Genomic DNA, 21850 nt, shown 5'->3' with positions numbered 1-21850 from the left:
GCCACCATGACTGAACCCACGCAGTCCCCGTCCAAGCCCGCCCAACGCGCGCCGGAAGTCGCAGTCGCCCCGCTCAACACGATAGACCAGCAAGACATAGGCGCCGGCGCCGCCGCCTTCGACAAATGGCTGCGCAAGATCAGCTACGACTATGTGACGCTGGAACGCCTGAGCACCGTGGCTGGCAGCCTGCCGGTGATCGGCAACATCATCGCGCTGATCGACGCCATCATGGACATGGTGCAGGTAACCCAGAAATACATCGCCAGGAAGGAAGTCGATTTCCTGCTATGGGTGAGCCTTGGCATCAATCTGATCGGCGTGGTCCCGGTGCCGCCGGCGATGGGCGCGGCGCGCATGAGCCTGCGGCCGGCACTGCACCTGGTCCGGCAAAAGCTGGCGCTGGGCGTCAAGGATCTCGGCAGCGCGCTGGTTGAGGTGCTGATCGTGCACCTCAACGCCAGGCTGGCCGGCGAGATCGACACCTTTGTCGACAGCGCGATGGGCAAGCTGGCAGGCATCCTTGACGATTGCGCCAATACTGCCGATGGCATTGCCGACGATTTGATCAAGATCCTCAAGCGCTGCATCGGCAAGGAACCGCTGTTCGATGTGACATCCCCAGAGGAAGTGGAGGGAAAGCTGCACGACCCCAAGGTGGAAAGCAGCTGGCGCCGCATGCTTGGCGCCCTTGGCCGACAATACAAGAAGACCGCGAACTACGCTGTCGCTATGGCAGCCAGCCAACTGCCGCAGAGCGCGGTCGTGGGCGTAACAAGCATCATCACCCACCTGACCGCCTTCAAGCCGGCGTTTCGCGGCAAGCTCGCCGCCTTGGCCGACGAACAGGCGCAGATGAGCATCCGGTGGATACTGATGCGGCTGCGCGATGCGCTCAATAAGCACAAGAAGCGGCATCCGGCGATGGTCCCATCAAGCAAGGGCGCGGACCACAAGAAGAACAACCCTGGCCACGAACTGGGCGCCAGCGGCCGGCAAAGCCCGGCCAAGGGCGACGCCAATGCCTGCAAGCTGTGCCCCGCAAAAGGCGGCACCGCGCACTCGATCAGCTTCGCCACCGGCGCCGAAACCTTCACCCACCTTGACTTCGTACTGGACGCGCCGCTCCCTGTCGAGTGGAGCCGCACCTACCGCAGCCAGCTGATCGCCTATGATCGCGGCAACCTCGGCGCGCGCTGGCTCACCCCGTACAGCACGCGCATCGACGTAGTCGGTCAAGGCAAGCCCGCCGCCCTGCTCTATCACGCCGCCGACGGCCGCAGCCACCGCTATCCGTACCTTGGCATCGGCGAGAAGCACCACGACCCGGTCGAGCAAGTCACGCTCACCCGCATGAGCGCCACCCTGCTCACGCTCGACTTCGGCAAGCCGCTGCCAGAGGGCGAACCCAGCCCCTGGCGCGAAACCTACGAGCTGGTCGACACCGTGCGTGCCAAGGCGCTTGAGCTGGGCAAGGAGCATTTCCGGCTGATCGCGCTGCATTCCCGCGACGGCGCGGCCCTCGGCCTACGCTACGATCACGTGGTCGCGAGTGGCCCCCACGCCGGCGAGGAGGTGCTCAGCGACATCATCAGCAAGCAGGGCGAGACCATCGTCGCCCATGTCGGCACCCAGGTCGACCTTGATACCGGATGCATCCGCGCGCTCTGGGAAATCAAGGACGGCAAGCTGGTGCGCCAGCTCGCTGCCTACGACTACGACGACCACGGCGACCTGATCCGCGCCCAGGACGAAAACGCTGCAGCCTGGCAGTACCAGTACGATCGCCACCTCGTCACCCGCTACCTGGATCGCACCGGGCGCGGCATGAACCTCGCCTACGACACCAGCATCGACAGCGGGCTTCACGCCAAAGCGATCCGCGAGTGGCTTGATGACGGCAGCGACGACATCCGGCTCGAATGGGACAAGAACATCCGCCTGACCTACGTCCTTGATGCGCTTGGGCAGGAGACCCGCTACTACTACGACATCGCCGGCTATACCTATCGCATCGTCTATCCGGACGGGCGCGAGGAATGGTTCTTTCGCGACGACGCCAAGAACGTCGTCCGCCACATCCATGTCGACGGCAGCAGCGAGCACCACCACTACGATGCGCTCGGCAACCTGCTTACGCACACACGCGCTGACGGCAGCCAGGTCCACTTCGAGTATGACAGCCAGCACCGCGTCACCGGCATCCGCGACGGCGAAGGCGGCACCTGGAAGCGTGATTACAATGCACAGGGCCATCTGGTCGAGGAAACAGACCCGCGCGGCAACAAGACCCAATACGCGTACGACAAGACCGGCCGGCCGATCGAAGTCACAGACGCCAAGGGCGGCGTCAAGAAACTTGCCTACACCCGGGACGGACTGCCCGCCGGCTACCTTGATTGTTCCGGACACAGCAGTCAATGGGAGTACGATGACCGCAAGCGCCTGGTCAAGAGCATCGACGCCGCCGGCAACGTCACCCGCTATCGCTACACGCCGCTCAGCGCCGAAACGCTGGCACAGGTGCACATCGAAGGCACCGGCGACGGCAACCACCCCGGCCAGCTCGAAGCCATCATCCACCCCGACGGCAGCGAAGAGCGACTACGCCACGACGCCGAAGGCCGGCTGCTTGCGCACACCGACGCACTGCAACGCACCAGCGCCTATCGCTACACCGCGGCCGGACTGATCGCGAAGCGCACCGACGCGCTGGGACACAGCCTGCACTACAAGTGGGATGCGCTCGGCCGCCTGTCCGCGCTGGAAAACGAAAACGGCAGCGTCTACCGCTTCCAGTACGATCCGGTCGGCCGCCTGCTGCAGGAACAGGGTTTCGACGGCAAAGTCACCGAGTACCGCTATGACGAAGCCAGCGGCGTGCTGGCGGAAACCGTCGAAGCCGGCGTGACCACGCGGCTCGACTTCGACCCCATGGGCCGGCTCGTGCAACGCCGGGCCGCAGCCCCCGGCCAGCCCGAGCAGGCCGAAACTTTCGCCTACAACGCCAACGGCCAGCTGGCCGAAGCGAAGAACGAACACGCCAGGCTGCAATGGTTCTACGACGCAGCCGGTAACCTGGTGCGCGAGCACCAGCACTACCAGGGCCCGTTCCACCTTGAGAAGCGCACCGCGGTCTGGCACCATCACCACGACGAACTCAACCAGCGCACCGGCACCACGCGCCCCGACGGCCACCGCGTCGACTGGCTGACCTACGGCGCCGGCCACGTGCACGGCCTGCTGCTCGACGGACAAGACCTTGTCTCCTTCGAGCGCGACGCACTGTACCAGGAAACCGGCCGCACCCAGGCCAACGGTCTGCTGCAAACGATGAAGTACGACCCGCTTGGACGCCTGATCGAACAGAAGCTCGGCGCCATCGCGCAGGTCAGCCGGAAGGACCGGTATTCTTATCCCGACACGTACCGGCCCGACGTCCAGGTCGGCATGCAAGCCGCGATCCTGCGGCGCTACCGCTATGACCCATCCGGCCAACTGGCCAGCCTAGAAGACAGCCGCCGTGGCCGCGTCGAATACCGCTATGACCCGGTCGGACGGCTGCTGGCGGCAAACAGCGCATTGGGCCACGAAACTTTCGCCTTCGATCCGGCCGGCAACATCCTTGCAGCCGATACAGCGCAGCAGGAACCCATTACCCGCCGCGCCCCGCTGCCAAAACTGCTGGACAATCTGCTCAAGGAATATGCCGGCGTCCGCTACCGCTATGACGAACGCGGCAACGTCGTGGAGCGTACCCAGGACGGCCTTCGGTCCGAATATGAATGGGATGCGTTCAACCGGATGACGCGCGCCACGACCTGGCATGGCGTCACCACCTTTGCCTATGATCCGATGGGGCGGCGCATTGCCAAGCATAGCCAGACCGTGGAAGGTACTACCCTCCGGGAGACGGCCCGGACCATGTACGGCTGGGACGGCGACACGCTGGCGTTGGAAAGCAGCGTGCACCGGGGCCACGCGGGGGGCGAACGGACGGTGCACTATGTGTACGAGCGCGACAGCTTCGTGCCGCTGCTGCAGGCTACGCGAAGCCGGGCGCTTCGACTGGCGCCCACCACCGATGTCAAGGCGCTGATGGCGGGCAACGACGGCAAGTATGACATTGCACTCGATCCGCTATGGAACGGGGAATTCGAACAGGAAGCCGAGGCGTTCCGTAAAGATGAGATCGCCTTCTATCAATGCGATCATCTGGGGACGCCGCAGGAGTTGACGGATTGCGACGGCGAGGTCGCCTGGTCGGCGCAGTACAAGGCGTGGGGGCAGGCGAAGGAGGCGATCAGCGCGGCGGCGTACCAGGCCGGGATGCGGAATCCGATACGGTTTCAGGGCCAGTATTTTGACGAAGAGACGGGGCTGCACTATAACAGGTACCGTTACTATGACCCCGATACGACACGGTATCTGACGCAGGATCCAATCCGATTCTTCGGTGGCCACAACTTCTACAAGTACGGACCAAATCCAACTATGTGGGTTGATCCGTTGGGGTTGTCGCCGACGTGGAACTGCAAGACTAACCGATGGCATGAACGTGAGAATGGACGCTTTATTAAGCGACCAACTCATCTTATGAAGACGGAGCCAAACACCGCGTTCTTCTGGTCCGGTAGAACTGAAGGTGTCGGCGGGATGGATATCGCTGCCAACATTGCCAAGACTCACGGTGGAACGACGCTTGAAATGCTGATTGATAGCCAAGAAATACAAATGCCGGCTTGGGATGACAAGAATCCAGTGGTTGTAAAAGAATGGGGTGAAATGTCTCGAGCCTATGCCCAAGGCACGTGCGGACTCGTACGAGGCGTTGTTGGACAAGATTTACGGTCGGGAAATATCTGGGAAGGCTACGAGAAAGGCTCCCTCATGAAAAATCCAGCAGTTAACCAAATCGATATTGTTGACCCGAAATCCGGAAACTCGAAAACCATTTTCAAGAGGTAAAGTATGAATTTTGAAGTCGTTCACGTCTCACGGGGAGACATACGATTAAAGAGTGGAGACAAGCATGTACGTGTTCTAGGCGAAGCACTCATTGCCTTAGCACCCACCGACCCAAGTTACGTCATCTATCTGAACTCATTGAATAACTGGGAGGTGCCACCGGACATTGCCTTGACTGAAAATGAGAGGCAGGAGATCGTTCGCGCAATTCGGAAACATTTTCAGGATCGCGGCTCGGTTGTCGATTTCGAATAGCAGTACGCATCGCGCATAGAAATTAATCATGCATACAATTGAGTTCGATTTAAAACACGGTTCTGCCTCTGCTGATTCGGAAGCCATAGCGATTGACGAAAAAGGTCTTCTCGCGGTATCTGTCGAAAAACTATGCTCGCCACCGATTCAAACAGATGAGGGCCGAACACAATATCGCTTATTGAGAAAAGCCAGTGTTTGCGGACAATCCGCCAATTGCGTGATTGAAGTCGAGGAAGTAAGGAAATTCTCCGTAACGTATTTATTTGATCTAATCGAGTTTTTTGAATCCAACATTCTTGAATCAAAAGTAATAAAAGCATGCAAGAAGGATGTAAATCTAAAGTTTATAAGCAATCATCCAAGCAATGCTTTTCTGGATTCGTGCGAATTGGGAAATGCCATTTTTTCTATGATGCGAAGCAAGGCGATCTAAGTTTAAAGATCAAATTCGAGCGCTATTCAAAAAACTAAGTTTAGAGGCATGATTTATAAAGCATAATTTGGCATCTCTAATAGCACCGCTCGATGAACGATATAAAACTGACAGAAATTGCACGTGGGCACCTTCGGGTGAAGGACGGCGCTAAGAGCGTTACTGTATATGGTGAAGCGCTTTTGAGGGGCTACGGATCTCCCGCCTTCGTGCTGTATCAGAACACCTTCGAAAAGTGGGATGCGCCAAATGACCTAGAAGACGTGACTCCCGCCGAGAAGGAGCAGCTGATTCAGTTCCTAAAGGAGGAGTTCTCCAGAAGAAAAATGTTCTTGGAGATTGAATAGTGAGTCATATAAAGCTGCGTCCGAACCGCGAGCGTTAGCGGTCGATCATCCCTTGCGAGTAAGCGTAACAGGTAGACAAAAATCTTGGCGGCCGGCCGCTGCCACCAGCCGAGCTGCCGCCGCGGCAGGGCATTCAGGACGCAGTAACCCGAGCCGGATGGCCGATCTCCTAACGTCACCGATTCCACCGGAGAGCCAAATGTCATTGAAGATTATTACAGTCGGAGACAAAACCGATCATGGCGGCACAGTAATTAGCGGTTCGCCCAACCACGACATCAGGGGAAAAGCGATCGCCCGACTGGGCGACAAAGTTGACTGTCCGCTGCCCTACCCCGGCGGCAAACCACATGGCGTAAACAAGATCATTACCGCCCACAACACATTGACACTCGACGGGGTGCCCGTTGCCGTCGAAGGATGCACGACGGAATGCGGGTGCAAGCTGATCGGCAGCGTGCCTGCGACGGTTGGTTGAGCCCGAATCGCCATGTGACGTCGTCCAGCAAAACAATCTCGCCGACAAAGAGAACAAGGCGCTTGTCTTCGCCAAAGTCATGCGCAGCAAGGAAGGCAAGTTCGAAGGCGTCTCCTTTATCAGGAACAAGGAAAAAGCCACCGTGATGACGGTGGCCGACGCCCAGGAAGTGATCGACTGGGCCAGCAAGAAAAAGGGCAGCGCCCACGAGTACACGACCAAGATCATTTGCGTCGGGCAGTAAGCGCTGCGGTGCCGGGCCTGAAAAAAAACGCCAACCTTCGGGTTGGCGTTCTTCGTTGCAGCTGGAAGCTGTCGTTCAGCGCTGCGCCAGCGTCGCCCTCACCACGATCACCTGGGCAATCCTCGAGTCGGCCGGAACATAGCTCATCACCATGTCCTCGCCCTGGTCGCCGCGGTTGAAGACCATTTCCACGTTGCCGTCGCGGGACACGAATTTATCCTTCGATAGCGCAACGAGATGGATAGCACGCTGCTTGTCGATGCGCGCGGAAATGCCGCTCGCGGCCGGATCGACCTTCAGGCGCCAGCCATTGGACAAGGCGTACTGGCCGCGGACCGTGTCGAGATCTTCCTGGAAAATGCGGCGTGCCGGGGCCGTCACCTGCACGCTGGAGATGGCGCTGTCGGCCGTTACCGGATACTTGCTTGCCTGGGCGCCGGCGTCGGATGCCAGTACCAGCAGGCTGGCAGAAACTGCCAGGGATAGGGAACGCATGATTGCTCCTTCGCGAAAATGGTTGGGCGTTCGACAGGCATCGGTGCAGGACGGAATCGGGCGCGCTGCCTGGCGGACGGGTCGCGCATCACTGGTCAGGCCAGGGACGGTTAACCCAGTCTAGGGCGGCGTCCGCTGCGCGCAAGGACGGCGTCCCCGACATCACGAAACGGTCTCGAAGCGGCAAAAGTCAGATCGGGACGACATGATCCATGAATCGCCCTGCGTAAGGGTTTTTCGGATCGCGACAGCGTCCGGCAATGCAGTCGGGGCTTGACTTTCTGCGGGCGCGGCAGGATATTGTTGATGAAGGGCAATTAGTTGAGCTTGTAACGAATCGTATGCGGTCTTGAATTCGCTCGCCCGACATGTAAAATGAATAACATATCGTGCAGCTCACCCAACAGCGCGCATTGCAGTGCGGACCGAATGTGAAGTCAAAGCCGGGTACCGGCAAGCGCATGTCCACCTACCCTGGCCTGTTTGCATCCAGCACATCAACCAAGACCAGTCTCCGGTGGAGACGGCAATAAGGAATCATCATGAACACCGAACATTCGCCTCCAAGCATCCATCCAGCCACCGTCGACCGCAGCAACCCTGCCGCGCCGAAGCGCACCTTCGCCAAGAGCATGGTCTCGAACGGCCGCCGCCTGCGCAAGCGCGTGGGCGTGGCGATGGGCCTGTGCCTGGGGCTGGCCGCGCTCGTGATCGTCATGGAATAAGCCGCACCGCCGTCCAGCCGCAGCGCCCGGCCGCCCTTGCGCGGCCCGCCTTATCCGCCACGCATGCTCGACCGGCTGCACCCTCCCCCCCGCACAAGCTGCCCCGCATGAAATGCGGCGGCGGTGCATTTCAGTTGCCGACCATCAAGATTCCCTGGGGAAATTTATTTTACTGTGGTATCAACGCTGAGCCAGCAACACGGCAGCGGCGACTTGAACGGCCCCGACGCCATCGGGGCCGAATCCGCAACCCACAGGAGAATACGATGATTACTTCCAGGTCTTTTGCTCTGGCATGCTTGCTGGCCGCTGGCTGCATGAGCGCGCAGGCAGCTCCACCATCGGCGTCGCGGCCGGCTTCGTTCGACATGAGCGAGCAGCAGATGAAGGAGATCGCGGGCGCATACCGGTTGAGCGATGGACGCACGATGTGGATCCGGCTGGTCGACGACAAGCTGTACGTCGACCTGGGCAGGAATAAACGGCAGACCCTGGCGGCGCGCGACCAGTACACGTTCACGTCGACCGACCGGTCCATTTCGCTCGTCTTCGACCGCAGCGGCAGCGGCCAGGGTGAAGTGCGCGTGGCACAGCATCGCGACGATCCCCTGCTGCGTTTCAGTTCCCTGTAACAGTCCTTCTCCCTAAAAAAACAACTGCAGTGAGCGGTAATGCTGTTCAGTTAGCATGAAAATGTAGGGTGGCCGGCTTCGCCGGCCGCGCGTTCAAATCACCGAGGCGCTGTGGCAGATCACATTGGAGTTGGATGCGCGGCCGTTCGTCGTTCAGGCCACTGGCCTGAACGACCCCGGCCATCCTACGCTCAACTGAACGGCATTACGCAGTGAGCGGTTGTTTTTTTACACGGTATCGTCAGAACTCTTCCCAACCCTCGGTTGCCTGGGCCGCATTCGATGGCGCGCCCTTGCCTGCCGTTCTCGGCGCGGCTGCGGCCTTGGCCGGAGCCGCCGGCTTCTGCACTGCCCGCGCCATATCGATCGCGGCGCGCTGGGCCGGCGCCCGGGCACGGACCGCCTGCACGGCAGGCGCCGCCTGGGTATCGAGCCTGAACGCACCCACCGTCAAGGCCAGCTGGGCCGCTTCATCCTGCAGCGACTGCGCCGCGGCCGAGGCTTCCTCGACCAGCGCTGCGTTCTGCTGTGTCACCTGGTCCATCTGGGTCACGGCGACGTTGATCTGTTCGATGCCCGCGGTCTGCTCCTGGCTGGCAGCGGTGATCTCCGCCATGATGTCGGTGACGCGCCCCACGCTCTCGACGATCTCGGCCATCGTGGCGCCGGCCTGGTCCACCAGCTCCGAGCCATGGTGCACCTTCTGGACCGAATCGTCGATCAAGACCTTGATTTCCTTGGCTGCCGACGCGCTGCGGTGCGCCAGGTTGCGCACTTCGCTCGCCACTACGGCAAAGCCGCGGCCCTGTTCGCCGGCGCGCGCGGCTTCCACTGCGGCATTGAGCGCCAGGATATTGGTCTGGAACGCGATGCCGTCGATGACCGCGATGATGTCGACGATGCGCGTTGCCGAGCTATTGATCTCGCCCATGGTGCGCACTACCTGCTCGACCACCGCGCCGCCCTTGCCCGCCACCTGTTGCGCGGACGCCGCCAGCACATTGGCCTGGCGCGCATTGTCGGCATTCTGCTTGACGGTCGAGGTCAGCTCTTCCATCGACGAGGCGGTCTCTTCCAGCGAGCTGGCTTGCTGTTCGGTACGCGACGACAGGTCGAGGTTGCCTGCGGCAATCTGGCCCGATGCGGTGGCGATGGTGTCGGTGCCGCCGCGCACGCGGGTGACGATGTCCACCAGCGAGCCGTTCATGTCCTTCAGCGCCTGCAGCAGGCGGCCGGTCTCGTCGTTCGAGCTGACCTGGATATCCTGGGTCAGGTCGCCGGCGGCAACCGCGCCGGCGATCTTCACTGCCGCCTCGATCGGGCGCACGATGGCGCGCACCAGCATCCAGCCGACCACGGCCGCCATCAACAGGCCGAACGCGAGGCCGGCCAGGCAGACCAGACGCACGGTCTCATAGGCCGCGAGCGAGCGCGCGTAATCGGCTTTCGCCACGGATTGCTGCAGTTCGATCAGTTCGCCGCCGAGCGCGCCGACCGGCTGGAAGCGGCGCGACATCTCGCCCGCCACCAGCTCGCCCGCACGGGCGCTGTCGTTGGCGCGCACGGCCGCCACTGCCGGCACCAGGCCCTGGGCCAGGAAGGCTTTGCGGGCCTCGACGAACTTGCCGGCGAGGGCGGCTTCCTCGACCGTCAGCTCGGTCTGCTCGTAGCTCTTCCAGGTGGTGGAGACGGCAGCGATATTGGTGTCCACTTCCTGCATGAGGGCGCCGCGCTGGGCATTGTCGTTCACACCGACGGCTTTCGCGACCAGCAGCTGGTTGGTCGTGATCAGCTGCATCACGCGGCTGAGCTGGCCAAGGGCCACCAGGCGGTTGTCGTAGAGGTTCTTCAGCTCGTCGTTCGCCTTGCCCAGGTTATGGATGCCGATCAGGGCTCCGATGACGAGCTCGGCTGCGAGAAAGCTGATGACAAAGATCAGGCGTGACTTGATGGTAAGGTTCTTGAACATGGTGCGCTCGAAAAAAGGTGGGCGAAAAGGACGCGAAGACTATATTGAAGTTTGGAAATAGATTCTCATGCGCAACGCATATTGACGAGTGCGTTTCGTGCAATTCCTGCCCTGCGTCTTCCTCGCACCACGGAACTTTGTCAGGAAAACACTGCCTGTAGCCGGGCTGGCTAGACATCCCCGCAACACCGGCGCGTGCAGCCTCGCCACGGCCGCGGGCGCCTATCCGGCGGCAATATCGGTTTGCCTATAAAATGCCGCGATAGATTTCCGTAGCGCACTAACCGTGAGCAAGGGCTCACACAAAGGCTTCGAATGAACTTCCCTCTTCTGCTCAACCTGGCAGTGGCGCTGGCGGTCTGCGCCCTGCTCTACCGCATGCAGGCAAGCCACGCCTCGTTCACCAGGCGCGTATTCACGGGCCTGGGCCTGGGCGTCGTGTTCGGCGCGGCCCTGCAGGCGATCTACGGGGCGAGCTCGCCCGAGATCGCGGCCACCAATGCCTGGCTGGACGTGATCGGCAGCGGCTATGTGAAACTGCTGCAGATGATCGTCATTCCCCTGATCATGGTGTCGATCGTGCAGGCCATCCTGAAGCTGCGCAACGCGTCCTCGCTCGGCACCATCAGCACGCTGACGATCGGCATCCTCATCGCCACCACCATCGTGGCGGCCGCGATCGGCATCCTGATGGCCAAGCTGTTCGGCCTGAGCGCGGTCGGCCTGACCGCCTCCAGCGCCGAACTGGCGCGCGGCGAATACCTGCAGGGCAACCTGGCCGCGGCGAAGGACATTTCGCTCCCGAGCATGATCCTGTCCTTCATCCCGGCCAACCCCTTCCTCGACATGACCGGCGCGCGCAAGACCTCGACCATCGCGGTGGTGGTGTTCGCGATCTTCATCGGCATCTCGGCCACGGGGATTGCAGGCAAGAAGCCGGAAGTGTTCCGGTCGTTCAGCGACTTCGTGCACATGGCGCACGTGATCGTGATGCGCATGGTGACCCTGGTGCTGCGCCTGACCCCGTTCGGGGTATTCGCGCTGATGGCCATCGTGGTGGCCGGCTCGAGCCTGCAGGATATCCTCAGCCTGGCGAACTTCGTGGTGGCCTCCTACTGCGCGCTGGCGCTGATGTTCTGCGTGCACCTGCTGCTCGTTGCAGGCAGCGGCCTGAACCCGCTGCGCTATGTGCAAAAGATCTTCCCGGTACTGGCCTTCGCCTTCAGCTCGCGCACCAGCGCCGGCTCGATCCCGATGAGCGTGGCGACCCAGACCGCGCGCCTGGGCACGCCGGAAGGCATCGCCAACTTCGCGGCCTCGTTCGGCGCGACCATCGGCCAGAACGGCTGCGCCGGCATCTACCCGGCCATGCTGGCGGTGATGATCGCCCCCACCGTCGGCATCGACCCGATGACGGCGTCCTTCCTGCTGCCGCTGCTGGCGATCGTCGCCTTCGGCTCGATCGGGGTGGCCGGCGTCGGCGGCGGCGCGACCTTTGCCGCGCTGATCGTGCTCTCCGCAATGGACTTGCCGGTGGCGCTGGCGGGCCTCCTGATCTCGGTGGAGCCGCTGATCGACATGGGCCGCACCGCCCTGAACGTGAGCGGCTCGATCGCGGCCGGCACGGTCACCAGCCGGGTGCTTGGACAGACGGACTTGCGCGTGTTTCAGAGCGATGCGGAAATCAACCTGGACAGTGAAACACAGGCTGTTTAATCGCCTGAAAGCAAGCTTGTAAGCCCCCTCCGACGCGGTCGCAAGCCGCTCCGGAAGGGCTGCAATCGTGCGCTTTGCAGCCGTCGAATCCGTCTATGATGACGCCATGTCAACATCATCGACGGACTGTTAATGGAACAGAAGTGGCCGCAAGAAATCTGGCTGGTCAGGCATGGCCAGAGTGCGGGCAACGTGGCACGCGACCTGGCTGAAGCCGCCGCCGGACACCGCATCGACATTGCCGACCGCGACGTCGACGTCCCCCTGTCCGAGCTCGGCGAGCGCCAGTCGCAGGCACTGGGTTCCTGGTTCGCCTCGCTGCCGCCCGATCAGCAGCCGACCGTCGTGCTGCACTCGCCCTATGTGCGCGCCGAGGAAACCGCCAACATCATGATGCAGCGGCTCGACCGCAGCAAGCTGGTGATCGAATCCGACGAGCGCCTGCGCGAAAAAGAATTCGGCATCCTCGACCGGCTCACCACCTACGGCATCGCCCACCATTATCCCGAGCTCTACGAGCAGCGCCAGCACGTCGGCAAGTTCTATTTCCGCCCGCCCGGCGGCGAAAGCTGGTGCGACGTCATCCTGCGCCTGCGCAGCGTGATCGACACGCTCAACCGCGAATACTGCAAGGAGCGCGTCCTGATCGTCGCGCACCAGGTCACGGTCAATTGCTTCCGCTACCTGTTCGAGCGCCTCAGCGAAAAGACCATCCTCGATTTCGACCGCGCCGGCGACGTGCCGAACTGCTCGGTCACGTCCTATCAGTTCGACCCGAGCCTCGGCAAGGGCGGCCACCCTGCCCTGCGCCTCGTGAATTTCGTGGCGCCCCTCGAAGCGACCGGCACCCCGGTTACCGCCAGCAAGGACTTGCCAGCCGCCCCGAAGGCATAAGGCCCACTTCCATGGATAAGCTCATCGATCCGCGCGCAGGCGCGACCGTCCGCACCACCGGCGTGATTGACGTCGACACCGCCCTGCTGCGCAGCTGGCCGGTGCCGATGCCGTCCGAAGAGGGCGACAAGGAAATCCGCGGGCATGTACTGGTGCTCGGCGGCTCCTGCGAAATGCCCGGCGCCATCATCCTGGCTGCGACCGCCGCGCTGCGGGCCGGCGCCGGCAAGCTCACCATCGCCACCGGCCAGAGCGTGGCCCAGCTGGTGGCCCTGGCCATGCCCGAGGCGCGCGTCATCGGCCTGCCCGAACACGCCAGCGCGGGCCTGTGCATCGACGCCGTCGCCAGCCTCGACCCGCTGGCCGACCGCGTGGACGCCGTGCTGATCGGTCCCGGGATGCAGGACGAAGCGGCCACGGCCGAGCTGGTGCATGCGCTGCTGCCGCGCCTGACGGATTCGCGCGTTGCTGTGGTGCTCGATGCCTGCGCCATGGGCGTGCTGCTGCACCCGCCCGCGGGCTGGCCGGAAGGCCGCCCCTGGCGCTTCGCACGCCCCGTCATCGTCACGCCGCACGCGGGCGAAATGGCGCACCTGACCGGCATCGCGAAAGACGACATCAATGCCGGACCCGACCCGAAGGCGCTCGAGGCCGCGCAGGCATGGAATGCGCTGGTCGCATTAAAAGGCGCGCGCACTGTCATCGCAACGCCCGATGGAACGTTGTACCAGCATGAAGGCGGCAATGTCGGCCTGGCGATCTCCGGTTCCGGCGACGTGCTGGCCGGGATCATCGCGGGCCTGGCGGCGCGCGGCGCGCCACTCGACCAGGCCGCCTGCTGGGGCGTGGCCCTGCATGCGCGAGCCGGCGAATGCCTGGCGCAGCGCATGGGTACACTCGGCTATCTGGCGCGGGAAATTTCTCAGGAAATCCCGGCCTTGCTGGAACAGATCGCAGGCAAAGCTGCCGGCGACGGCGAAACCATCCGGCCACAACCGGTGGTTTGGGGAGTGGGCGTGTAGCACCTGCTCTTCGAATACTCCGCAGCAGCACCGCGGAAACGAGTACGAGGTGTGCGGTCCGGCGAACTGGCAGGCTCACCGCCAGTCTTGTATCACAGCCGGGTTCGTGCGCTGATGGGGCCGCGTATTGCGTCGGTTCCCTGATGGTTCCACTGAGGGGTTCAACGGACCCTCGGAGGACCACCCCTGGCGCCGCCGGGACTCCACGGCTGACCGGAGCCTGCGGCACAAGATAGACGTGAACGAGGAGTTTAAACAATGAAAGCACTGACTCAAGCACCAAAAATCCTGCTGACTGCTGCCGTGTTGGCCTCGCTGCTGGGCGCATGCCGCAAGAACGAGCCGGCAACCGACACGACCACCACTACTGACACGTCGGCGACCGCCCCAAGCAGCACCTCGGGCACCACCGGCACCACGGGTGACACCGGCACTGGCGCAACCGGCACCGGCGCGACCGGCACCACCGGCACCATGACCGATCCGGCCACCACGCCACCAACCGGCACCACCACCGATCCGTCCATGACCCCGCCACCGACCGGCACCGGCGCCACCGGCACCACGGGTACGACCGGCACCACCGGCACGTCCACCACGCCGCCGCCGACCGGCACCACCGGCCAGTAAGCATCCGGCTGCAAGTGCAGCAACGGGGTCCGCGACGCGGTGCCCGTTGCTGCCGGATGGCGGGCCCTGTCCCGCGCCTTCGCATGTTCGATCGCCAGCCCTTGAGGCTGGCTTTTTTGTTCCCGGCGCAAAAAAACGGCCAGCGCGTAGCTGGCCGTCAGGCTGTCGGTGGAAGCGGGCAGCCAGCTGGCCGCCCTCCCCCAGGTCAGGCCGGCTGTACCCTGCCGCGGCCAGTGAAGTAGCGGAAGCCGCGCATGATCGAACGGTAGATCAGGCGCACGAACACCAGGGTCAGGATGGCCTCGACGAAGGTCATGAAGAAGGCCGGCAGTCCGCCGAAGCGCTTGGCGCGGCGGCCGAACTTGGCCGCCATGCGGTCGCGGGCGATCTCGATGCTGTCGTAGAAGGTCGGCACGACCAGCAGGGTCAGCAGCGTCGAGGTGATGGTGCCGCCGATGATGGCGATCGCCAGCGGCTGGTAGAACTGGCCCGAATCGCCCAGCGCCATGGCCACCGGCAGCATGCCGGCGATCAGGGCGAAGGTCGTCATCAGGATCGGACGCAGGCGCTTGCGGCCGGCCTGCATCAGTGCCTCTTCGCGGTCGACACCTTCGTGTTCCAGCGCACGGGCGGCGTCGAGCAGCAGGATCGCGTTCTTCGCCACCAGGCCCATCAGCATCAGGACCCCGATCATGCTCATCAGATTGAGCGTGTTCTTGGTCAGGATCAGGGCCAGCACCACGCCGATCAGGGACAGCGGCAACGACAGCATGACGCCCAGCGGTGCGGTGAACGAACCGAACTGCATCACCAGGATCAGGTACATCAGGCCGATGCCCGAACCGAGCGCAATCAGCATCTGGGTGAACAGCTCCGCCTGGTCTTCACCCTGGCCGCCCAGCGCCAGGCCATAGCCCGGTGGGAAGTCGAAGGTCTTGGCCAGCTTCATCGCGTCGGCGGTCACTTCGCCGGCCGAGCGGCCCTGGGCATTGGCCGACACGGTGATCATGCGCTCGCCATCCTTGTGGCGGATACCGGAAGGACCCTTGCCCATGGTGATGGAGGCGATCTGCTCGAGCGGCACCATCATGCCGGTGCCCGCCACCGCGATCGGCAGGCGCTCGATGTTCTCGGTGTTGACGCGGTCTTCCGGATGCAGGCGGACGGCGACGTCGCGGGTTTCGCTGGTCGGGTCGACCCAGTCGCCCACCTCGATGCCGGCGAAGGCCACGCGCAGCGCCTGGGCGGCATCGCTGACCGAGATGCCCATGGCGTTGGCCAGGCCGCGGTCGAGCACGATCTGCAGTTCGTTCTTCGGATCCTGCTCCGACAGCGTGACGTCGACGGCGCCCGGCACCTGGCGCAGCTTGTCCATGTAGGCCGCCGTGATCTCCATCAGCTTGCGCGAATCCGGACCGGTGAACTCGACCTGGACCGGCTTGCCGCCGCCGCTGAGGTCGTCGATGACGACGTATTCGGCGCCGACCAGGGCCGAGATCTTGGTGCGCAGTTCAGTGCCGATCTCGGCAGCGCTGCGCTTGCGGGTGCTGCGTTTGCCGATGTCGATATAGACGCGGCCGCCGTTCGGGTTGATCGAGACGTTGGTGTCCTTGGTCTCCTTGATCTGGTGCGCCATCTCGGCAGCGGCCAGCAGCTTGCGGCGCGAGTATTCGACGCTCGACGAGGCCGGCGTGCGCACCTCGACCATCAGGTTGCCGCCATCCGATTTCGGCAGGAAGCTCGAGCCGCCGAAGAAATGGTGCAGGACCACGGCGCCGACCAGGCTGCCGACGGCGATCAGGGCCATCCACTTGCGGTGGTGCAGCGCCCAGGCGATGACGTTACCGTAGCGGTCGGCCTGGTGGTCGAACCAGACGTTGAAGCGTTCCAGCACGCGGCTCAGGCCCTTCTTCGGGGCGTGGGCATGGCCTGGAGGGTCGCCCCAGTAAGCCGACAGCATCGGATCGAGCGTGAACGAGATGAACAGCGACACGATGACCGAGCAGGTCACGGTGAGCGCGAACGGACGGAACCACTCGCCGGAGACGCCCGGCATGAAGGCCACCGGCACGAACACGGCCATGATCGAGAAGGTGGTCGCGGCCACTGCCATGCCGATCTCGGCAGTACCTTCGAGGGCGGCGGTACGGCGGTCCGAGCCTTTTTCCATGTGGCGCACGATGTTTTCGCGCACCACGATCGCATCGTCGATCAGCACGCCGATCGCCAGCGACAGGCCCAGCAGGGTCATGAAGTTCAGCGTGAAGCCGCACAGCCAGACCGCGATGAACGCGGCCAGCACCGAAGTCGGCAGCGACAGCGCGGTAATCAGGGTCGAGCGCCACGAGTTGAGGAAGGCGTAGACCACGAAAATGGTCAGCACCGCGCCCAGCACCAGCGATTCGATCACGTTGTTCAGGCTGCTTTGCGCTTCTTCGCCGCCGTCGCGCACGACTTCGACTTTCGTGCCAGCCGGCATCTCCTTGTTGGTCTCCTTGACCACCTGGTGCACCTTCTTGGCCAGCGACACGGTCGAGGCGTCGCGCGAGCGGGCAATCATCAGACCGACGTTCGGCTTGCCGCTGCGCATCGACATGCTGTTGACGTCGGCAAAACCGTCCTTGATTTCGGCTACCTGGTTCAGGCGCACGATCTGGTCGCCGTTACGCTTGACCACGACTTGCGAGAAATCTTCCGGACGCTCGATGCGGCCGACCAGGCGGATGCCCTTCTCGTCCAGCTGGCTGCGCAGCTTGCCCACCGGGGCATTGGTGTTCTGGGTGCGCAGCGCGTTGGTCACTTCCGAGACCGACACGTTGAACTCGCGCAGCTTCTCGGCGCGCAGGAGGACCGACAGCTCGCGGCGCAGGGCGCCGTTCACGGTCACGGTCGAGACGCCTTCGATGGCGCGGAACTTGTCGGCCAGCACGTCTTCGGCATAGCGCGAGATCTCGGCATGCGACTGCGCGCTCGAGGACAGCGCCAGCTGCATCACCGGCTCCGAGGCCGGGTCCCAGCGCCGCAGCACCGGTTCGCGCATTTCGAGCGGCAGCTTGTAGCGCACCGCGGCGATCGCGTTGCGTACGTCGTCCGAAGCTTCGATGACGTTGCGGTCGAAGTCGAATTCCATCCAGATCGACACGCCGCCTTCATACGAGTTGGAATTGAGTTCGGTCACGCCCTGGATCGCCAGCATCTGCTTTTCCAGGCGGTTGGTGATCTCGCGCTCGACGGTCTCGGGCGAGGCGCCCGGATACGGGATGTCGACCACGACCACCGGCACTTCGACGTCCGGGTTCTGGTTGACCTTCAGTTTGGACAGGGCAAGCAGGCCCATGGCCATCATCGCCAGGATCAGGACGATGGTCGCTACCGGTTTCTTGACGCTGAAATTGGAGAGGAACATGGTGTTATTTTCCCTGTGCGGCGCCGTTGCCCGCCGCGCTGGAGGCGCTGGCCACGCGCGCGGCCGGCATCTCGACCTTCTGGCCGTCCTTCAGGTTCGAGGTCGGGGCGCGCAGCACGACGTCGCCCGCCACCAGGCCCTGCTTGATCTCGACATTGCCGGTGCGCGGGTCGCGCGCGCCGACCACCAGCGGGACCTTGTTCAGGGTCTTGTCCTTGATGCGCCAGGTGAAGGCGGTGTCGCCGGCCTTGACCAGCGCCGCTTCCGGCAGCATCAGGGCGCTGCTGCTCTGGGCGTCGACGCGCCCTTCCGCGTACAGGCCGGCCACGCGCGGCTGGGCCTTGTCGGCGAACTCGACCAGCACTTCGACCTGGCGGGTGACGGCATTGGCGGCCGGGTCGATGCGCTTGATGTGGCCGGCGAACTGCTGGTCGCCATAGCCGTTGACGCGGAAATTGACCTTCTGGCCCACTTTCAGGGTCGAGATCGAGTCGGCCGAGACGCGCGCTTCGAAGCGCATGCTGTTCGGATCGATCACCTTGACCAGTTCCTTGCCGATGTTGGCGGTGTCGCCGGCCGAGACCTTGCGCTCGGAGACGATGCCGTCGAAAGGCGCGCGCACCACGGTGCGGTTGAGCAGCTGGCGCGCGGTGGCGGCGCGGCTCTTGGCGGCCGACAATTCGCTCTGGGCGCTGTTGCGGCGCACTTCGGCGTCGTCCAGGCCGACGGCCGAGGCCATGCCGGAGGCGCGCAGGGTCTTCATGCGCTCGAGCTGGCGGTTGGCCTGGTCGAGGGCCTGGCTGGACGAGCGCACGGTGGCTTCGGCCGACACCAGGCTGTCGCGGATGGCGGTTTCGTCCAGTCGCACCAGCACGTCGCCGCGCTTGACCGGCTCGCCATTGTCTTTCAGGACCTGCAGCACAACGGCCGAGACTTCGGCGCGCAGGTCGGCCTTGCGTTCCGGCTGGATCGAGCCGGTGACGACCGGGCCGCTGCTCAGGGTGTCGCTCTGGATGGTCAGCACGTCTTCCGAGGCGACCTTCAGCTGCGACGGACGCTTGTCCTTGGGATCTTTGCCATCGGCCGTGGCACTCGTTTCAGCGCCCGGCTTGGCAGGCTCCTTGGCCTCCTTGCTGCAGGCGGCGAGCGCCGTGGCTATGGCAAGGACGAGTAGTGATTTGCGCAGCATTGTGGTTCTCCAGAGAAGGACTCAGTGATCTTGTAAATATTAGAATATGGACAGCCAGCGCGCAGTATCGAGTAGGGACCTGCGGGCGTCAATTGACGACTCTGCATAACGCGGAAATCGTGGGATGAACTGCGGTATTTGGCGATGAGCTGCATTCCGGGTGGCTGGAATGCAGCGCTTTGGCGGACAGGCGGACGTCCGCCCTGTCCGTCCGGCGGGCCGCGTCAGGCCGCGCCGAATACCGCGTTGATCAGGAAGCCCATCCCGATACCGGTGGCGATGCCGCCGGTGATCTCCACCAGGGTGTGGCCCATGCGCTCGCGCAGGACCACGTGCCCGACCGTGTCGCACGCCAGCCGGTTGATCGCCGCCGCCTGGCGGCCGACGTGCTGGCGCAAACTGTTCGCGTCGATCATCACGATGAACGCGAGCGTCACCGCGACCCCGAACGCCGGGTGGCCCATCCCCTCGCGCAGCGCGATCAGGGTGGCCATGCTGCTGACCACGGAGCTATGGTTGCTGGGGAAGCCGCCATTGCCCACGAGGTTGAAGGCCCAACGGCGCTGGCGCGCGCTGGTAATCAAGAACTTGATCGGGCCGACCACCATCCAGGTCAGCACGGGAGTTACGAGGTAAACAAAATCCATGTCTCAGTCCAGGTGAATTGATGCCGGCCGGAATTATCTCAGATGCAAGCCTCGGTAGATACACCTTCCGCCTGCCAACGCGGCATTGCTGCGCCGTCCTCGAGCCTGGAACGGTAATATTCCTCCAACACGACTACACAGGCAAGGGGGCGTCATGCGGCATTTTCGGTTGTCGATCGCGGTCACGGTCATCCTCATGGCCCTTGCGGGGTGGTGGGGCTATGAGCACCGGGGCATCGGCGGCATGCTGCAGGCACTCTGGATCACCGCCGTGCTCGGCGTGCTCGAAGTGTCGCTTTCTTTCGACAATGCGGTCGTGAACGCCTCGGTCCTGCGTGGTTGGAACGAGTTCTGGCGCAAATTGTTCCTCACCGTCGGCATCCTGGTGGCCGTGTTCGGCATGCGGCTGCTGTTCCCGCTCGTGATCGTCTCGGCCGCCACCGGGCTCGGCCTGGTCGAAGTCTGGCAGATGGCCATCGACAACCCGCGCGAGTATTCGCGCCACCTCACCGAAAAGCACGCCGAGGTCGCGTCCTTCGGCGGCGCCTTCCTGATGCTGGTGTTCCTGAATTTTTTATTCGACGAAGAAAAACAATTGCACTGGCTCGGCTGGCTCGAGGAAAAAGTCGGCAAGTACGGCACTGAGGGCCTGGCCATCCTGATCACCCTGTCGGCGGTCTGCGGCGCCATGTCGCTGATGCCCGTCGCGCGCAAGCTGCCGGTGCTGGTGGCCGGCGTCACCGGCGTGCTCATCTATATAGGCGTGCAATGGCTCAGCGGCCTGCTGGAACACCAGGAAGACGAACCGGCGGTGGGCAAGATGATCGCCCAGGGCAGCATCGGCGGCTTCCTCTACCTGGAGGTGCTCGATGCCTCGTTCTCCTTCGACGGCGTGATCGGGGCGTTTGCGATCACCAACGACGTCGTCATCATCATGCTGGGCCTGGCGATCGGCGCCATGTTCGTGCGCTCGATGACCGTGTTCCTGGTCTACAAGGGCACACTGGACGAATTCGTCTTCCTCGAGCATGGCGCGCACTACGCGATCGGCATCCTGGCGCTGATCATGTTCGCCAGCGTCCACTATCACATCCCGGAATGGTTCACCGGGCTGTCGGGGCTGGCCTTCATCCTGGTGTCGCTATGGTCCTCGGTGCGCTACCGGCGCCGGGTCGAGCGCGAGGAGCACGAGGACGAAGCGCGCCGCGCGGCGCTGGGCAAATCCTGAACGCTTGCAGCTGATTTTGTTATTTTGCCAAGCCGTGGCAGAATGGGCGCGGCTGTCCCTTGCCGACTCCCTCACCCACTTTTACCATTGATCACTGCCGCCATGCCCAACGCCCTGCCAAAACGCGCCACCGCCCTCCTGCTCTCCGCCATCGCCGCCGTGCTGGTGCTGTTCGCGCTCTACACCTGGTTCACGCTGAGCTGGTCGTATTCGGAAGGCGAACGGGCGGGCTACCTGCAGAAGTTCTCGAAAAAGGGCTGGCTGTGCAAGACCTGGGAAGGCGAAATTTTGCTGTCGAGCATGCCGGGCGCCATTCCCGAACGCTTCACCTTCTCGGTGCGCGACGAGGCGGTGGTCAAGCAACTGCAGGGCGCGATGGGCCAGCGCGTGCAGATCACCTACGAACAGCACCGCGGGATTCCAACTTCGTGCTTCGGCGAGACGGAATATTTCGCGACCAGGGCGAGCATGGGGCCGGTCAATCCGGTGGGGGCGAGTCAGTGATATGTTGGGCGACTTGATTATGCCCGACTGATATGCGTGGCATATCACGCTTGCTTGGGGCAGCA

Annotated in this window: 19 protein-coding genes; 14 read left to right on the top strand and 5 right to left on the bottom strand. The window is 63.2% G+C overall.

The genetic code is table 11. The features are described 5' to 3' along the window. The first annotated feature begins 6 nt into the window (after window positions 1–6). The 6 genes from AC56LR_RS13460 to AC56LR_RS13435 all read left to right on the top strand — a co-directional run bounded on the left by AC56LR_RS13460 (window position 7) and on the right by AC56LR_RS13435 (window position 6728). The gene (locus tag AC56LR_RS13460; protein WP_497131050.1) at window positions 7–4968 is read left to right on the top strand and encodes an RHS repeat-associated core domain-containing protein; all 4962 of its coding nucleotides are present in this window, start codon (window positions 7–9) and stop codon (window positions 4966–4968) included. A gap of 3 nt (window positions 4969–4971) precedes the next feature. Further along, window positions 4972–5223 (top strand): Imm74 family immunity protein, encoded by a 252-nt coding sequence (locus AC56LR_RS13455; RefSeq protein WP_497131048.1) that lies wholly within the window; start codon window positions 4972–4974, stop codon window positions 5221–5223. Window positions 5224–5251: 28 nt separating this feature from the next. Then, complete coding sequence (locus tag AC56LR_RS13450) at window positions 5252–5659, top strand: hypothetical protein (protein WP_497131046.1); 408 nt, start codon at window positions 5252–5254, stop codon at window positions 5657–5659. A 92-nt stretch (window positions 5660–5751) separates the two neighbouring features. After that, entirely contained in the window at window positions 5752–6006 is a 255-nt protein-coding gene (locus tag AC56LR_RS13445) for an Imm74 family immunity protein (protein WP_497131044.1), read from the top strand. Window positions 6007–6205: 199 nt separating this feature from the next. Then, window positions 6206–6484 carry a PAAR domain-containing protein gene (locus tag AC56LR_RS13440; RefSeq protein WP_497131042.1) on the top strand — a complete coding sequence of 93 codons (279 nt, stop codon included), beginning with the start codon at window positions 6206–6208 and terminating at the stop codon, window positions 6482–6484. A gap of 79 nt (window positions 6485–6563) precedes the next feature. Further along, window positions 6564–6728 (top strand): hypothetical protein, encoded by a 165-nt coding sequence (locus tag AC56LR_RS13435; protein WP_497131040.1) that lies wholly within the window; start codon window positions 6564–6566, stop codon window positions 6726–6728. Between the two features lie 75 nt (window positions 6729–6803). Here the strand turns inward: AC56LR_RS13435 and AC56LR_RS13430 are convergent, their stop codons facing one another. Beyond that, window positions 6804–7223: a hypothetical protein gene (locus tag AC56LR_RS13430; RefSeq protein ID WP_497131038.1), complete on the bottom strand. Its 420-nt coding sequence runs from the start codon at window positions 7221–7223 to the stop codon at window positions 6804–6806. 542 nt (window positions 7224–7765) lie between these two features. Here AC56LR_RS13430 and AC56LR_RS13425 point away from each other — a divergent pair. Then, window positions 7766–7948 carry a hypothetical protein gene (locus tag AC56LR_RS13425; RefSeq protein WP_497131036.1) on the top strand — a complete coding sequence of 61 codons (183 nt, stop codon included), beginning with the start codon at window positions 7766–7768 and terminating at the stop codon, window positions 7946–7948. Between the two features lie 266 nt (window positions 7949–8214). Beyond that, window positions 8215–8580, top strand: a complete 366-nt coding sequence (locus AC56LR_RS13420) for a hypothetical protein (protein WP_497131034.1) — start codon at window positions 8215–8217, stop codon at window positions 8578–8580. 241 nt (window positions 8581–8821) lie between these two features. Here the strand turns inward: AC56LR_RS13420 and AC56LR_RS13415 are convergent, their stop codons facing one another. After that, the gene (locus AC56LR_RS13415) at window positions 8822–10549 is read right to left on the bottom strand and encodes a methyl-accepting chemotaxis protein (RefSeq protein ID WP_497131033.1); all 1728 of its coding nucleotides are present in this window, start codon (window positions 10547–10549) and stop codon (window positions 8822–8824) included. 315 nt (window positions 10550–10864) lie between these two features. Here AC56LR_RS13415 and AC56LR_RS13410 point away from each other — a divergent pair, with 315 nt between their 5' ends. From AC56LR_RS13410 to AC56LR_RS13395, 4 genes are all read left to right on the top strand, one after another. Then, complete coding sequence (locus AC56LR_RS13410; RefSeq protein ID WP_497131031.1) at window positions 10865–12265, top strand: L-cystine transporter; 1401 nt, start codon at window positions 10865–10867, stop codon at window positions 12263–12265. 132 nt (window positions 12266–12397) lie between these two features. Then, window positions 12398–13159, top strand: a complete 762-nt coding sequence (locus AC56LR_RS13405) for a histidine phosphatase family protein (protein ID WP_497131029.1) — start codon at window positions 12398–12400, stop codon at window positions 13157–13159. Window positions 13160–13170: 11 nt separating this feature from the next. After that, window positions 13171–14181, top strand: a complete 1011-nt coding sequence (locus AC56LR_RS13400) for an NAD(P)H-hydrate dehydratase (RefSeq protein ID WP_497131027.1) — start codon at window positions 13171–13173, stop codon at window positions 14179–14181. Between the two features lie 258 nt (window positions 14182–14439). Beyond that, window positions 14440–14811, top strand: a complete 372-nt coding sequence (locus AC56LR_RS13395; protein WP_497131025.1) for a hypothetical protein — start codon at window positions 14440–14442, stop codon at window positions 14809–14811. Between the two features lie 205 nt (window positions 14812–15016). Here the strand turns inward: AC56LR_RS13395 and AC56LR_RS13390 are convergent, their stop codons facing one another. From AC56LR_RS13390 to AC56LR_RS13380, 3 genes are all read right to left on the bottom strand, one after another. Next, window positions 15017–18217, bottom strand: coding sequence for an efflux RND transporter permease subunit (locus AC56LR_RS13390; protein WP_497131023.1), 3201 nt, complete (start codon window positions 18215–18217; stop codon window positions 15017–15019). Window positions 18218–18221: 4 nt separating this feature from the next. Next, entirely contained in the window at window positions 18222–19406 is a 1185-nt protein-coding gene (locus tag AC56LR_RS13385) for an efflux RND transporter periplasmic adaptor subunit (RefSeq protein WP_497131022.1), read from the bottom strand. Between the two features lie 224 nt (window positions 19407–19630). Beyond that, the gene (locus AC56LR_RS13380) at window positions 19631–20053 is read right to left on the bottom strand and encodes a divergent PAP2 family protein (protein WP_497131020.1); all 423 of its coding nucleotides are present in this window, start codon (window positions 20051–20053) and stop codon (window positions 19631–19633) included. A 154-nt stretch (window positions 20054–20207) separates the two neighbouring features. Here AC56LR_RS13380 and AC56LR_RS13375 point away from each other — a divergent pair, with 154 nt between their 5' ends. Continuing rightward, window positions 20208–21281 (top strand): DUF475 domain-containing protein, encoded by a 1074-nt coding sequence (locus AC56LR_RS13375; protein ID WP_497131019.1) that lies wholly within the window; start codon window positions 20208–20210, stop codon window positions 21279–21281. A 102-nt stretch (window positions 21282–21383) separates the two neighbouring features. Beyond that, window positions 21384–21785, top strand: coding sequence for a DUF8785 domain-containing protein (locus tag AC56LR_RS13370; RefSeq protein ID WP_497131018.1), 402 nt, complete (start codon window positions 21384–21386; stop codon window positions 21783–21785). Window positions 21786–21850: the final 65 nt, after the last annotated feature.

The sequence above is a fragment of the Telluria sp. ZT3P39 genome, assembly GCF_059685935.1.
The sequence above is the reverse complement of the archived record's forward strand: the minus strand, read 5'-3'. Positions and strand labels throughout refer to the sequence as shown.